General features: G+C 49.7%; 14 protein-coding genes. All 14 read left to right on the top strand.

Features of this window, described 5'->3' with window-relative positions:
- Window positions 1–257 precede the first annotated feature (257 nt).
- Entirely contained in the window at window positions 258–695 is a 438-nt protein-coding gene (locus tag PHF27_RS05505; RefSeq protein ID WP_300067135.1) for a hypothetical protein, read from the top strand.
- 22 nt (window positions 696–717) lie between these two features.
- Window positions 718–1,647: a hypothetical protein gene (locus tag PHF27_RS05500; protein WP_300067133.1), complete on the top strand. Its 930-nt coding sequence runs from the start codon at window positions 718–720 to the stop codon at window positions 1,645–1,647.
- 318 nt (window positions 1,648–1,965) lie between these two features.
- Window positions 1,966–3,357 carry an LPS-assembly protein LptD gene (locus PHF27_RS05495; RefSeq protein WP_300067131.1) on the top strand — a complete coding sequence of 464 codons (1,392 nt, stop codon included), beginning with the start codon at window positions 1,966–1,968 and terminating at the stop codon, window positions 3,355–3,357.
- A gap of 24 nt (window positions 3,358–3,381) precedes the next feature.
- Window positions 3,382–4,425 (top strand): PfkB family carbohydrate kinase, encoded by a 1,044-nt coding sequence (locus tag PHF27_RS05490; protein ID WP_300067139.1) that lies wholly within the window; start codon window positions 3,382–3,384, stop codon window positions 4,423–4,425.
- 51 nt (window positions 4,426–4,476) lie between these two features.
- On the top strand, window positions 4,477–4,941 hold the full coding sequence (gene rfaE2 / locus PHF27_RS05485; RefSeq protein WP_300067129.1) for a D-glycero-beta-D-manno-heptose 1-phosphate adenylyltransferase: 465 nt from the start codon (window positions 4,477–4,479) through the stop codon (window positions 4,939–4,941).
- Between the two features lie 141 nt (window positions 4,942–5,082).
- The gene (locus PHF27_RS05480; protein ID WP_300067127.1) at window positions 5,083–6,096 is read left to right on the top strand and encodes a glycosyltransferase family 9 protein; all 1,014 of its coding nucleotides are present in this window, start codon (window positions 5,083–5,085) and stop codon (window positions 6,094–6,096) included.
- A gap of 233 nt (window positions 6,097–6,329) precedes the next feature.
- Window positions 6,330–7,370, top strand: a complete 1,041-nt coding sequence (gene waaF, locus PHF27_RS05475; protein WP_300067125.1) for a lipopolysaccharide heptosyltransferase II — start codon at window positions 6,330–6,332, stop codon at window positions 7,368–7,370.
- Between the two features lie 257 nt (window positions 7,371–7,627).
- Entirely contained in the window at window positions 7,628–8,383 is a 756-nt protein-coding gene (locus PHF27_RS05470) for a glycosyltransferase family 2 protein (protein ID WP_300067123.1), read from the top strand.
- Window positions 8,384–8,387: 4 nt separating this feature from the next.
- Window positions 8,388–9,545 carry a glycosyltransferase gene (locus PHF27_RS05465; RefSeq protein ID WP_300067121.1) on the top strand — a complete coding sequence of 386 codons (1,158 nt, stop codon included), beginning with the start codon at window positions 8,388–8,390 and terminating at the stop codon, window positions 9,543–9,545.
- Window positions 9,538–10,623 (top strand): lipopolysaccharide heptosyltransferase II, encoded by a 1,086-nt coding sequence (gene waaF / locus PHF27_RS05460; protein WP_300067119.1) that lies wholly within the window; start codon window positions 9,538–9,540, stop codon window positions 10,621–10,623. Before PHF27_RS05465 ends, waaF (PHF27_RS05460) begins: the two co-directional genes overlap by 8 nt.
- 11 nt (window positions 10,624–10,634) lie before the next feature.
- Window positions 10,635–11,531 carry a diacylglycerol kinase family protein gene (locus PHF27_RS05455; RefSeq protein WP_300067117.1) on the top strand — a complete coding sequence of 299 codons (897 nt, stop codon included), beginning with the start codon at window positions 10,635–10,637 and terminating at the stop codon, window positions 11,529–11,531.
- A gap of 168 nt (window positions 11,532–11,699) precedes the next feature.
- A complete protein-coding gene (locus PHF27_RS05450; RefSeq protein WP_300067115.1) occupies window positions 11,700–12,419 on the top strand; it encodes a zinc dependent phospholipase C family protein in 720 nt (239 codons plus the stop codon).
- A gap of 212 nt (window positions 12,420–12,631) precedes the next feature.
- On the top strand, window positions 12,632–13,204 hold the full coding sequence (locus PHF27_RS05445; protein ID WP_300067113.1) for a D-sedoheptulose 7-phosphate isomerase: 573 nt from the start codon (window positions 12,632–12,634) through the stop codon (window positions 13,202–13,204).
- The gene (gene rfaE1 / locus PHF27_RS05440) at window positions 13,191–14,186 is read left to right on the top strand and encodes a D-glycero-beta-D-manno-heptose-7-phosphate kinase (RefSeq protein WP_300067137.1); all 996 of its coding nucleotides are present in this window, start codon (window positions 13,191–13,193) and stop codon (window positions 14,184–14,186) included. Before PHF27_RS05445 ends, rfaE1 begins: the two co-directional genes overlap by 14 nt.
- The last annotated feature ends 123 nt before the right edge of the window (window positions 14,187–14,309 follow it).

Below are 14,309 nucleotides of genomic sequence, written 5' to 3'. Positions count from 1 at the left end.
TACCCATTTTTCGAATAATTGGACTTGCTTTGGATTAGATTTTCAAAATGCCCGTGCCAAGGTTTAGTTGTGGAATTTTATTCGATGGATTTAAGGACTTTATGAGAACACTCACTTTACTCCTGTTCAAAACCCGTACTTCTCTTCGCGTTTTTGACAGTTTTGTGAACAAGCAGGAAAGAACCGGCCTTTGTCGAACCTATATTCCTATGTGCACTGGACATTGATTGTAGGCAGAAGGAAAAGGAGGAAAATTTATGGCAGGGAAAAAACAACTAATAGCAGCTGTTTTAGCAGGAGCTTTAGCAACAGGGATTGCTATGCCGGCTACGCAAGCTTTTAGCTTAGGCGATGTGTTGAAAGTAGGCGGTATTGGCTTTTTGGTGGATCGCTTTGCAGGACCGCTGAATAGCTTCATTAATACGTTGACGTTTAAAAGCAAGGCGGGCAATGAATTTGCGACCAAAGTCGTGCCTGTACTGACTTTTGGCAGCGGCGGCTATGTGGGGGCGGTACAGGTAACTGGCTCGCAGGAACTAGTGGACCGGACAAAAGCTGTATTGCAATTGGAGAGCGATTTCAATGGAGGACAGTTTCGCGTAAAAGCCCTGGTGCCTATTGACAGTAAAAATCCGGTTAACTTTACTCGCGTACAAGGCGTAGGCGTTTCGGCAACCATTGATGTCCGTATTTAAGGATGAGGAGGCTACATAGAAGATGAAACGATGGATGATAATGTTTGCGGCTTTGCTTGTTTTAACCATGAGCAGTGGAGTGGCGCTGGCGGAAGAAGCCACAGTAGTAGACAAACTTAATTCGATTGATAAAGGCCTTTATGGAAGTGAGCAAACCGGCGCGCTGCTAGAACGGGTGCAAAAATTAGAAAAAGATGTAAATGGACAGGTGACGAAAGAAGCGATTATTCCGCGCGTAGATTCCCTGTACAATTCTGTTTTTCATTCGACAGAAGCGGCTCCTTCTTTGATTTTAAAAGTTAATGCCGTGGAGTGGGCGCTGCAGCATCAAGTGAATGGTACAGTTCCTGTTAAAAGCCGAATAGAAGGGCTGGAACGGATGGTAACCGGCAATTCGGTTCCTGGCGCATTCCAGGACAGGGTGGCTAAATTACTTTCAATGGCCTATGCTGACGGCAAAGCCCAAACAGCTCCGCTTACTTTGCCTAAAGACTCTCTGATTAAAATCAGCTTTTTGACGGCGCTGGATAGTAAAACGGCGCGCGTAGGCGACGTGGTGGATTTTCAAGCGGCAGATGATATGTATATTAATGGCATCTTGGCTGTAGCCAAAGGAGCTCGCGGCATGGGTAAGATTAGCAAAGTAGAGCGTGCCAGTAACTTTGGGCGAGATGGAAAAATTGAGATTAATTATGAAGATATTGAGACCATTGATGTAATAAAAGTGCCGATTTTCTTGGGCGACAAGGCCAAAGAAGAAACCAAGTCCTATGCAAAAGCAGCTGGCGCTACCGTAGCAGGCATGATTATCTTAGGCCCGGTTGGTGTGATCGGCGGCGCCTTTGTTCATGGTGATGATCTGAAGATCCCCGTAGGGGCGCAGATGTTTGTACAGACTAAAGCCGAAACTTCTTTAGTGGGGGTTGTGCCTCCGGGAGCTGTAACACAATAGCATGGTGATCAACAAGCACAAAGCAGGCTTCATGCCACTTTGTGCTTGCTTTTTTGATAGAAAAGATACGTTTCATGATTTTCCCATACGGGGAGATTGCCGCGTCGCTGCGCTCCTCGCAACGACAGAACAAGCTGGCTGCGCGGTGTCATTGCGAACGTAGTGAACGTCTGTTTTTCAAATTAGGCTCGTACTCCGAACCCTCACTTTACTCACTCTACTCCTGTTTTAATGTAGCTCTTCGGGGTTCCTTCTTTACAGTCTCAAGCCTGGCGTGTACAATAAAGAATAGAATATTTTTGAGCGGGAGAATACATAATGAATAAATCGTATAAATGGCTGGCTGTCGCGTTGTCTTGTATGATTGGCGTGGCTGTGTGTGCAGAAACCGGCGAGGCCGCTAAAAAGAAAAAAGAAGAAAAGCCCAAAGAAACCTTGCCTGTTACGGTTGAAGGGGATGAACTGTATTTTCAAGACAGCAGCGGCGATTTGTATGCAAAAGGCAATGCTTTGCTTGAGCAAGGCTTGGAAAAAGTAACTTCAGAATTTATTCACGGCAATGCGAAAAGCGAAACCGTCTTTGCCGACGAGGAAGCTACTCTTTGGCAGCCAGGTACAAGGCTTGTCGGGCAAAAAATCGTATACAATTATGGCGACAAAACAGGGCAAATGGAGAACGTTCATGGTACGCTGAATAAAGAGATTGTAAGCGGGCCGCGCGTAGAGATATATCCTGACCACTATGTGATTTACAATGCCTCGACAACTCGCTGTAATGCTAAAATTCCAGATTATCGTCTAACTGCAGAAAAAGTCATTATTTGGCCGCAGAAACAGATGATTGCTTATGATGCCAAGGTTTGGATAAAAGACAAGGTCTTTTATGCAACACCTCGGTATCGTAAGTCGCTGGATCCAGATGAACAGGAAAGTGAAATGCCGAAAGTAGGATATAACTCGGATAATGGCTTATACCTGGAATATTACTATCAATATCCGCTTGATGAGCATTTGTCAGTCGGTATTGACGTTTTGACGGGAACCAAGCGCGCTTGGCGCTCGGGTGAAGATATCAGCTATCATGGAAATGGCTATAATGTAATTTTGCGGCAAGGTGATTACCAGGATACAGATAATCGCTGGATTAAGAAAAAACCGGAAGTAGAAGTGAACTTTGGTCAAAAGCGTATTGCTGGGACAGCATGGAAGTATGCTCCGAAATTAATTGCCGGTATGTGGGAAGATGATACAAAACGCAGTTGGCACCAGGACTATACTCTGTATTTTGACCGTGATCCGATTAGTTTGGATAAAAAGAAGACTTTAACGTTGCTGGTAGGCACTGGCTATGAAAAGATATATGAAAGTTATAATCGCTCACAGCAAAATATATTCCGCCAAGATGCCACGTTAATCAAGGGTTGGAATCCGAAGCTGACCACCTGGGTTGCCTTTCATAATCGCCAAAATCAGCAAAAAGTCTTCAATTACAATACCGATGACATGTCAAGGGAGTTTGATGTAGGTTTCTCGTATCAACTAGATCGTAAAAATCGCTTTGTCTATAATGAAAGTCACGATATGATCAATCATCGTCTATATGACAGGGATATCAGCATTGTCCGGGACTTGCATTGTTGGCAGATGACGCTTACGTATCGGGCTGAACGCAAACAAGTGAAAGTGGATTTGGCTTTGACTCGCTTTTAACGGACCAGCCAAGGAGAAAGAATGATGAAATTGCAGAAATGGGTACCGCAGCTGAAAGGGAAAAAAATACTGCTTTTAGGCGATATGGTAGCCGATGTCTACGTAAAAGGCCATATTTCTCGTGTTTCCCGGGAAGCGCCAGTATTGGTGTTGGAGCATCGCGGCGAGACGATTGTACCGGGGGGAGCTGCTAACGCCGTGCATAACGCGGCAGTTTTAGGCGGTGTAGTCTATGCAGTAGGTATATGCGGCGAAGATAAAGCGGGAGAGAAGCTGAAAGAACTGCTGCAAAGCAAAGGTGTTGTAGTTGACGGACTCTTTCAGGATGTGAAGCGTCCTACGATCACAAAAACGCGTATTTTAGCGGGCGGTCAAGCAACGGTGCGACAGCAGGTGGTGCGGATTGATCAGGAATCAAAAGAACCGTTGGCAAAGGAAACAGAAGAAGCCTTGCTGCATTATATAGAAAAAGTATTGCCGGAGATGGATGTGGCGGTGATCAGCGACTATGGCAGCCAGACTGTTTCGCCGAAGCTGCGGCAAAGGCTGATTGCGTTGTGCCGCGAGCAAGGCGTGCCATGCATGGTGGATTCTCGCTATGCTATCCAGCAATTTACTGGCGTGGAACTGATCAAACAGAATGAAGCGGAAGCGGCAGCTGCCTTGGGGCTGGAGAGCTTGGATGAAATTGGTGCGGCGAAAGCGGCAGAACAGATTGTGTATCTGCTTCAGGCGGATGGGATTCTTTTGACCCAGGGCGGCGACGGCATGACGCTGTATGTGCGCGGCCAAGGGGCCAAGCATATTCCTGTAAGCAATCGCAGCGAAGTCTATGACGTGACAGGCGCTGGTGATACGGCAGTGGTGACCATGATGCTGGCCTTGGCGGCTGGGGCGGATCACTACAGCGCGGCGAAGTTGGCCAATTACGCAGCTGGCGTTGTTGTGCGCAAGCATGGAACGGCGACGCTGACAGCGGATGAATTATTACAGGCAGTGAAACAAGGAGAACTGGCGGCAAAAAAGCAAAAGGAGGAAAGGAATAAGCTTGGAGTGGAGGAAGTTTAAGCAGACTTCCTCTGTTTTGCTTATTTTTATAAAGATATGGGAAATAAAGTGATGGAACGAAACGAATTAGTACAAGAAGTTGCGCATTTGCAAGCTGCAGGGCGCAGAGTGGTTTTTACCAACGGCTGTTTTGATATTCTTCATGCCGGACATGTTCGCTATCTGAATGCGGCCCGGGCGGTAGGGGATGTGCTCGTGCTTGGCCTGAATAGCGATGCTTCCGTGCGACGGCTTAAAGGCGAGTCTAGACCCATCAATAGTGAAGAGGATCGGGCAGAGGTGCTGGCTGGACTGGCGGCTGTCGATTATGTGGTTATCTTTGACGAACCAACCGCAGAACCGCTAGTAGAGCTTTTAAAACCGGATGTATACGTAAAAGGCGGCGATTATACGGTCGAACGCCTGCCAGAGTCTCGCATCGTGGCTTCTTATGGCGGCGAAACTGTACTCATTCCCGAAGTCCCGGGGCGCTCGTCAACAAACATGATTAAGAAGATACGTGAGACCGGGAAATAATGATTAACAGGGAGTAGAGGGAGGGCCACGGGAGGGATAATATTGAATAAGGATTTGGGAATAGAGTGAATTTAATTCATAATCTTATCGAACCCTCCCTCTACTCCCTTTACTCCTGTTCAAAAACCCGTAATGAAGTATATGAATATTTTAATTGTAAAGCTAAGCGCCATTGGAGATATTGTGCATGCGTTGCCGGTAGCGAAGGACTTAAAAGAATGTTTTCCTGGCTGCCGCATAACCTGGGTGGCGGAAGCAGCAGGCGCCTCGCTTTTAAAGAACCATCCTTATATTGACGAAGTGCTGCTTTTTGACAAACCTCGCTTTAAATCCTTGAGCGGGCTTGTTAAGCATGCCCCTGGCTTTATTTCGGAACTAAGGAAGCGCCGCTTTGATGTGGCGCTGGATCTGCAAGGGCTGATGAAAAGTGCCTTGATTGCTCGGCTGAGCGGTGCGTCGAAACGGCTGGTGTATGAAAATGCCCGAGAAGGAAGTCACTTGCTGGCGGAGAAAGTAGTCGGTCCAAATCATGGCGGACATGTAGTCGAACTATATCGGGATGTAGTGCGTCATTTGGGCTGTCAGTTGGGCTCCGCAGCTTTTGGCCTTGGAGAGGCAGTGACCGGTGAAGCAGACCGAGCTGCGGCTATTTTACGCCATGCCGGAGTAGGTGAGAATGTTCCTTATGCCGTGCTGGCCTTGGGGGCTAACTGGCCGAATAAGATCTGGCCGCCGCGTCATTTTGCGGCGCTGGCAGATAAATTGAGCGGCCAAGAAATTGTGCCGGTGGCGATTGGTGCGGCTGGAGATCATAAGTTGTATGAAGAAATGGCAGCGTTTACGGAAGTGCCGCCGGTAGACTTGACAGGTAAAACGAACCTCCAGCAATTAGCTGCTGTAATCAAAGGGGCAGTTGTTTTTATAGGCGGCGATACCGGCCCGATGCACATGGCGGCGGCGTTGGGTGTAAAAACCATCTGCCTAATGGGACCTACTGACGCGAATCGCAACGGCCCTTATGGCCAACCGCAGCATGCGCTGGAAGTACAGCGTGACTGTGCTGGCTGCTGGAAACGCGTTTGCCCCAAAGGCCTGGACTGCCTGGACGTACTTACGCCGGAGCAGGTTTGGGAGAAGATTTTTGAGCAGGAGTAGAGTGAGTAGAGTGAGTAAAGTGAGGGCACGGATAAATAATGGGATTGAATATAAAAAATTATCGAACCCTCCCTTTACGCCATTTACTACTGTTAATGGTATAACGACAGTATGCGATCTAATAAAATGAAAATGATGAACAGGAGAAGCGGAGCTAGATTGAGTGAATGGATTGAACATAAAAAATATCGAACCCTCCCTTTACTCCCTCTACTCCTGTTAATAAAAGAACAATGAAACGAATTTTGATTATTAATTTGGCTTTTATTGGCGATGTGCTTTTGTCGACGCCTGTTGCCAGGTCTTTGCGACACGCCTACCCGCAGGCGCGTATTGACATGATGACCGTGCCAGTGGCTGCGCCGCTGGCGCAGCGCAATCCCTACGTCGATGAAGTTATAGTATACGATAAAAAAGGACAACATAAGAAATGGAAAGCGTTGTGGCAGCTGCTGCGGCAGATTCGTTCGCGCAATTACGATCTTGCGGTTTGCACTAATTTTGCGCTTCGAGGGGCGATGCTGGCCTTCTTTTGCGGCATTCCCCGTCGGCTGGGCTATGCGGCGCAGCACGGCGAGTGGTTTCTGACGGATGCGGTTTCTCCAGTACGGCCGCCTTTGCGGCATGAAGCGGAGAACTATTTGGATGTGCTGCAGCCCTTGGACTTGGAGGCGGCAGATTTTTCTTTGGAACTTGCTTTGCAGGCGGACGATGTTGTTCCAGCTGCCAAGGAAAAAGAAAAGGCGGACAAGCCGATTGTTGTCTTATGTCCTGCAGGAAGCTACCGGCGCAAGAGTTGGACTACCGACGGATATGCCAAATTGATTCAAAATCTATCACCACAGGTGTCGTGGTATCTGATTGGCGGCAAAGCCGAAGCGCCGTATTTGCAGCGAATTGCAGCAAAGGCGGCAGTGCCTGTTACGGTTTGGAGCGGCACGCATACACTGCCGGAGGTAGCCGGGCTCATGCAGCAAGCCGCCTTAGTCATCAGCGTTGATACGGCAGCGCTGCATATGGCTCAAGCCGTTCATACGCCTGTTTTGGGCTTGTTTGGCCCTACGGATCCTCGGATCTGGGGGCCCCGCGGCGCTAAAGACCGAGTGGTATGGCTGCAAAACTGCCAGCCTTGCTGGGGGCGGGGCGAATGCGCTACCCAACATTGTCTGCGGGACCTGCCTGCGGAAACCGTCATTCAAACTGCTCAAGAAATGCTGCAGCAGGGTACGGGAGATACGGTTCACAGAGTAACTGAGAAAGGCCAGAGAGAATAAGAGATTACGGTTTCACACAGAGTAACAGAGGTATCAGAGGAATCCAGAGGGAGAAACACGTTTTACACAGAGTAACTGAGAAAGGCCAGAGAATTGAAAATTTAGGAGATTGCCGCGCTGGCGCTCGCAATGACAATAACCGCAAGCCATCCCTGAACCATTTTTTTCTCTGATACCTCTGGCATTTCCTCTGTTCCTCTGAGTTTCGTTCTTATTTTTCAATTTCTGTTTTTTTTACTTAGAAATGAGGTTTTCCTATGCAGCCGCGTTTAGCGATATTGATTCTGACGTACAACGAAGAAAAAAATATAGGTCCCTGCATGGACAGTGCCGCTTTTGCCGATGAAATCGTCGTTGTAGATTCCGGCAGTACGGATCAGACAGCGGCCATCGTGGCAGAAAAAGGCGGCAAAGTAGTTGTCCATCCGATGACGGAAGGCTTTGCGGGGCAGCGCAACTTTGCTTTGACGCAAACCCAAGCCGAGTGGGTGCTCTTTTTGGATGCGGACGAGCGGCTGGCACCGGATGTGGCGGCAGAAGTGCGGCGCATTATGGAGCGGGGCGATGCTTTCGCTTATGAAATTCTGCGCAAGAACATTGTCTTCGGCCAGCCTGTTTTTCACGGGGGACATGCGCCGGATTGGTCGCTGCGCTTTTATCCCCGAGCGGCCATTCGTTGGGAAGGCATTGTGCACGAAGCGGCAAAAGTGACGTTGCCTGTCAAACGGCTGCAAGCATGCATGTTTCACCATACATACCAGGAATGGGAACGGTATTTTTTCAAACTGAACCAGTACACGACTATGTTGGCGCAAAAAATGCGGGACGAACGCAAAAAAGTGCGTTTTTCCGACTTGTTATTGCGTCCGATGGCGGGCTTCTTTAAATTTTACATATTGAAAGCCGGTTGGCGAGATGGCCGTATGGGTCTGGTGCTGGCTTTGCTGCATTTTTTCTATACTATGACCAAATACTTGAAGGTATATTATGGCGCTCCTGTGGAAAGGAAGTAAGACGATGAAATTTGCCATTATGGAATCGGTTATGACCCCGGGCGGTCATGAGATTGATTATGACCGTATTCTAGTAGAAGAGCTGCAAGCATTAGGGCATGAAGTTGCTTTTTATGTGCCGGAAGGGCATGCTTTTTGTCATGAGTATGGCGTTCCAGTCCATACTCTTTCCGGAGCGGGTGTTAGCTACGGTTCAATCCGAGGAATTCGCAAATGGGGTTTGGCCATCAAGCGGGAGTGGCGGCGGCGCGGCTGGTACCATCAATTGTTGGAAGCCGCGAAGAGGCGTGAGTTTGATGCTGTGATTTTCCCTTCCGCAACCTATCGCTATTTACGCGGGCTGCGTAAAAGCCGCTTACTGCAAAGCCCTGTGCCCCTGCTGTTCTTGATTCACGGCCTGACGCCGGACGAGGCGGGCAGGCTGCAGGAGCAGGCGCAGCAAGTAGCGGCGTATCCCATGGTGCGTATTGGCGTGCAGACCTTTGCTCCCGAGGCTTTTGCCGGTAAGGGAGAAAGCAATATTTCGTACTTTCCGCCGCCTTCGTATTTGCCCCGTGATATTCAACCGAAACCGCTGCGGTTGGCTCCAGAAGAACTAAAATTGGGCTTTTTTGGACAGTACCGCCGGGAAAAAAAGTTGGATGAATTTTTAGAGCTTTACTTGTCCTGCCAGTTTTCCCGTCCAGTGAACTTGCTGGTGCAGGGGGCGACTGCCAATGATGCCGATGCGGCGGACTTTGAACGCTTGATTGCGCAATACAAGGATCAGCCTGGTTTAGAGTTTTTACATCAGCCCCTGATCGGCAAAGACTGGCAAGCAGCTCTTGATAGTGTGGATGTTTTGATGATGCCCTATGGAGCGCCGCGGTATCGCTATCATACCTCCGCTATGCTATCCAATGCGATTGGACAGCAGCGGCCTGTCATTATTTCCGATATCGTCAATCCGGAAGTACTGCAAAAATTTCCTATGGGCGAAGTGTTTCCGAATGGAGATTGGGAAGCGCTGCGTCAGGTTATGGAGCGCTTTGTAAATGAATATGATAGCAAAGCAGCCAGCTATGCGGCGGCCTTGGACGAGGCCTATGCTTGGTATGCGCCGAGGCGATTAGCGGCAGCGATTGTCGAAATGGCGCAGAAAGGAGCGGCCCTGCGTGCCTAAATCGATTTTAGTCATCAATTTAATGCATATTGGCGATCTCTTGCTGGTTACGCCTATTTTGCGTACATTGCGCACGCAGTTTCCGCAGGCCCATATTGCGCTGCTGGCGGATAAGAAGCTGCAAGATTTAGTGAAAAACAATCAAAATATCAACGAGCTGATCGTCATAGATAAAAAGGGGCAAGACGATGGACTTCTTCCGTATTTGCGTTTTGCTTGGGAACTGCGGCAGCGCCGCTTTGAGTGGGTTATCAACCTGCATCAAAATGAGCGGGCGTCGTTTTTGGCTGCTTTCAGCGGCGCTAAAACGATTGTCGGTTATGCTACGGCGGTGTTGCGGCATTGCTTTACCAAGTACCTATTGAATCGTAAAGCGGAAAAACATCAAATTGAGTCTCATTTTGACGTGTTGCGCGAGCTTCTGGGCGTTACGGAGCGCGATGATCAGGGCTTGGAAATTTGGCTTGATGCAGGCGCTAAAGAAGAAGCGGCTGCCATTTGGCAACGAGAAGTGCGCCATGAGCGGCCCGTAGTGGGGCTGAATATTGGCGCCAGCTGGCCGACGAAACGCTGGCGCCATGAGCATTTTGCCAAATTGGCGGATCGCCTCATAGAACGAGGCTATGGGATTGGTTTTTTTGGTGGTCCGATGGATGAAGAAATTGTGGAAGAAACGCGCGCGCTGATGAAGCCAGATACACAGGAAGCGGTAAGTGTGTTTACCGGTAAGCTGTCCTTGATGCAGCTTGCGACGGTGCTGCCCTTTTGCCGTGTGCTGGTAACCAACGATTCAGGGCCTATGCATGTGGCTGTTGCCATGGGAGTACCGCTGGTGACCATGTTCGGGGCCTCCCCTGTTCCTGGTTTTTATCCCTATAGTAATACAAGCGTATTGATTCAAAGCAAGGAACCTTGCCACCCTTGCGGCAGCCACCACTGTGAGCATCATTCCTGCATGTGGAAGATCTCCGTGGAGCAGGTGGAAAAAGAAACCTTACGGCTGCTAGAGGCGTCTTCGGAAGAACTTGCGTCCGATAGGGCGGGGCTGGGACCGCATGAATGCCGCATTATACGGTAGGGAGGCCGACTATGTTCCGCGAAATTTGGGTGATCTACAACGAACAAGCCGGTTGGCATAAACGTAAAAAAGTAGAGGCTGTCATTGCTGCACTGGAAAAAAAGCAAGCACCCTCGCGGCTTTGTCGTACTACCTATGCCGGCCATGCGGAGCTATGGGCGGCGGAAGCTTGCCGACAAGGCGTGGAGTTGCTGGTGGTAGCTGGCGGTGATGGTACGTTGAACGAAGCAATAAACGGCCTCTATAAAGAGCCGGCCGACACGTGGCCCTTGTTGGCGGTATATCCGTCCGGTACCATTAATCTGATTGCTGAAGAATTGGCCGTACCCAAAGACGCACAGGGATTTGCCGAGATGCTTTGGCGACGCCAGACAATCTGGGTCTGGCCTGGCATTGTTAATAAACGCTATTTTCTAGCCAATGTCGGCGCCGGCTTTGACGGCTGGGTGGTGCATCGCGTGAAAAAAGGCTTAAAACGGTGGATTTCTAAATGGGCCTATGCGTGGCAGCTATTGCTGCTCTTGTTGCGGGCCCATTGGCACCGCTCCTATCAGGTGACGATAGATGGGAAAAAAGTTGCAGAAGATGCCAGCGCCGTCGTAGTGGCCAAGGGGCGTTATTATGCCGGTATACGCCACGCTTCCTACGAAGCGCGCTTAGACAAAGCGGCGTTGCAAATTTGTATCTTTCAAAAGAGAAGTTTCAAAGATATTTTTGAATATATTTATTGGCTGGCTCAAGATCGCTTGCCGCACCACAGCGGGGTGCAAATTAGCGCCGCACGAGAAGTGCTCATTAAAGGCGGGGGCAGAGGCGATCGGCAGATAGATGGAGATGTTTTTCCGGACGGGCCTCTGCGATTAAAAGTGGCTGAGCAGCCCCTTCGGATCATAGGCGGCGCTTTATGAAGCGAGGCGGCTGTGATATAATCAAGCCAACTGTTGCTATCAAACGTTAAGAATGTTGGCATATCACGTGACTACGGTTTTCTTGTTCAAATTTTAACACCTCGAATCCTCACTCTACTCCCTTTACTCCTGTTTAAATTCCATATCTCTATTTAAGGGGGATTTTTAGTGCAACAAATTATCGCCTGGGCCCGCTGGCCCATTTGGGCTTTGGCGCGATTGCTGCTGCTGACGGTTAGTCCGTTTCAGCTATTGGTAGACCGGGGCCCGGTAACGCATCAACTGATGATTGCCGAGGGCTTGCGGCGCATGGGCAAGACGCCGAATGCTTCGCTGCTTATTGCCAAGGAAAAGGAATTATTGGCAGGCGTAGCCTGGGCGGACACGGGGTGGAAGAATATTACCCATTACTATCATCCACAAAAGAAAAAAGGGCTGCTCTTGTTTCCCTCCGCCTTTTTGTACTATAAACAATATCTGGAGAAAGCGAAGCGCTTAGCCAAGCGTGGTAAGTGGGGCAAGGCTGCTTTTTATTTGGGAGCGGCGGCTCATTTGCTCCAGGATATGTGCGTGCCGCATCATGCGACAGGACATGTCTTTTTCGGTCACAGGGAATTTGAAACCTGGGCTGCCCCTAAAGCGGCCAAATTGGTGCGGCAAGCGACAGAAATTACCTTGCCTTCGGATGCGGAAGGCCTTTTTCAATGTGTCGTGGAAGAATCAGCTGCTTTCTTTGCGTTGGTTAAAGGAGAAACCGAAGCAGGCTATACCCAGGCCTCGCGAATTCTTCTTCCCCTCGCGGCCGAAGCTACGGGCAAGCTTTTTGTCGCTTTCGCAGCGAGCCTGCAAGTGGCTGAATCCAAACAGCAACTGCGCCTAGCTAAATAAAGATAGGGTCAGGGGAAGGGTTTACGGGGATTAAACAAGAGTCGTGATGAGAATCGGAGGGTACGCAGGAGAGGAATAATTATTGTTCCTATAAAAACATAAACCGTGACCCTCAGACAAACCCTCATGTAAATCCGGTTCTCTTGTTCAATCCTTTTCTCGTCGAACCCTCCCTTTACTCCTGTTCAATAACTTTCCCAAGGAGGTCAGCTATGACACTGCATAAAACCATTCAAGAACATATTCAGGCAATCCAACAGCTTGAAACAGCCTGCGGCGATGACATCCGCCAAGCGGCTGATTTATGCCAGGATGCGCTCGAGGGCGGCAACAAGCTATTCTTTTGCGGCAATGGCGGCTCGGCGGCGGATTGCCAGCATTTGGCGGCGGAGCTAGTAGTGCGCTTTACTCGGGAGCGCCAAGGCTTGCCGGCTATTGCCCTGACTACGGACACTTCGATTTTGACAGCTTGCGGCAATGACTATGGCTATGAGCGCGTCTTTGCCCGTCAGGTGCAAGCGTTAGGAAAAATAGGCGATGTGCTTTTCGCCTTCAGTACCTCCGGCAACAGCGACAATGTATTGGCCGCAGTTCGTCAAGCCCATGAAGAAGGCATGTTTACCATTGGCTTTACCGGCGGCGATGGCGGCGAGTTGGCGGAGCTGTGCGAGGTTTGCATTAACGCGCCGACGAATGTTACGGCTCGGATTCAAGAATGTCATATTTTGTTAGGGCATTGGTTGTGTGATGAACTGGAACGGAGATGCGGCGATGTTTCGGCATAAGAAAAAAGTGCGCGACTTTGTGGCGCAGCAGACGGCGGCAGCTCCGGTGTTAGTAGTCGGCGATGTGATGTTGGACCGTTACTATTTTGGCGAAGTGAAACGCATTTCTCCCGAAGCGCCGGTGCCGGTTACAAGGGTGACTCGTAAAAAGGAAACCTTGGGCGGGGCGGCCAATGTAGCGCACAATCTGGCTCGTCTTGGCTGTCCAACCTTGCTAGTTGGCGCTGTTGGCGATGATGAAAACCGGCGTTGCTTAGAGAAGATGCTGGAAGAATTGGGCGTGGATTGCAGTGGCTTATTTGTTACGCCTGGGCCGACAACGGCTAAGCTGCGTATCATCGGCGGCCATCAACAAATGCTGCGCCTAGATTTTGAAGAAACAGCTCCCTGGCCACTAGCAACAGAAAATCGTGTATTGGAATACATTACTGCCAAAGTCGTACAGCAGCAATGCAAAGCCATTATCGTGTCCGACTATGCCAAAGGCGTTTGCACGCCCAGACTTTGTCAAGGTCTGATGGAATTGCAAGAGCAGCATGGCGTACCTGTCATCGTTGACCCGAAGGGGACTGACTGGGAACGTTACCAGGGTGCTTTTGCGGTAACTCCTAACCTTAAGGAATTGGGGGAAGCGCTGGGGGCTGATTTGGCAAATGAAAACGAGGCCGTACGGCAGGCGGCGGCGAAACTGCGGCGGCGTTACCGTTTGCAGTCGCTCTTGGCAACGCGTTCGGAAAAGGGTTTGAGTTTTCTGGCTTCCCGTAAAGAAGTGCATGTTCCTACCTTGGCACAGGAGGTCTTTGACGTATCTGGAGCTGGAGATACGGTGATCGCCGTTTTCGCCGCTGGTATCGCAGGCGGCCTGGAAGCGCCGGATTCTGCCAGGCTGGCTAATGTAGCCGCAGGGTTTGTAGTGGGTAAAGTTGGGACTTATGCCATAAGTAGAGACGAACTACTCGCCACCTTAGACAATAAATGTTAAAATAAAGGGTAGCTGTAACTACAGCTGCCTTTTATTTGTTAGAGAAGCATGGATTGAACAGGAGAACCTAAACCGTAACCCTCATACGAACCCTCAGGTTCTTCGATTCTCTTGTTCAATCTC

Source organism: Anaeromusa sp., assembly GCF_028691475.1.
GTDB lineage: Bacteria > Bacillota > Negativicutes > Anaeromusales > Anaeromusaceae > Anaeromusa.
Note: the sequence above shows the minus strand (reverse complement) of the source record. Positions and strands in the feature narration are given on the sequence as shown.

Coding starts and splice junctions, on each gene's coding strand:
- PHF27_RS05505 (WP_300067135.1), top strand. CDS start 258: ATGGCAGGGAAAAAACAACTAATAGCAGCTGTTTTAGCAGGAGCTTTA.
- PHF27_RS05500 (WP_300067133.1), top strand. CDS start 718: ATGAAACGATGGATGATAATGTTTGCGGCTTTGCTTGTTTTAACCATG.
- PHF27_RS05495 (WP_300067131.1), top strand. CDS start 1,966: ATGAATAAATCGTATAAATGGCTGGCTGTCGCGTTGTCTTGTATGATT.
- PHF27_RS05490 (WP_300067139.1), top strand. CDS start 3,382: ATGAAATTGCAGAAATGGGTACCGCAGCTGAAAGGGAAAAAAATACTG.
- rfaE2 (WP_300067129.1), top strand. CDS start 4,477: ATGGAACGAAACGAATTAGTACAAGAAGTTGCGCATTTGCAAGCTGCA.
- PHF27_RS05480 (WP_300067127.1), top strand. CDS start 5,083: ATGAATATTTTAATTGTAAAGCTAAGCGCCATTGGAGATATTGTGCAT.
- waaF (WP_300067125.1), top strand. CDS start 6,330: ATGAAACGAATTTTGATTATTAATTTGGCTTTTATTGGCGATGTGCTT.
- PHF27_RS05470 (WP_300067123.1), top strand. CDS start 7,628: ATGCAGCCGCGTTTAGCGATATTGATTCTGACGTACAACGAAGAAAAA.
- PHF27_RS05465 (WP_300067121.1), top strand. CDS start 8,388: ATGAAATTTGCCATTATGGAATCGGTTATGACCCCGGGCGGTCATGAG.
- PHF27_RS05455 (WP_300067117.1), top strand. CDS start 10,635: ATGTTCCGCGAAATTTGGGTGATCTACAACGAACAAGCCGGTTGGCAT.
- PHF27_RS05445 (WP_300067113.1), top strand. CDS start 12,632: ATGACACTGCATAAAACCATTCAAGAACATATTCAGGCAATCCAACAG.
- rfaE1 (WP_300067137.1), top strand. CDS start 13,191: ATGTTTCGGCATAAGAAAAAAGTGCGCGACTTTGTGGCGCAGCAGACG.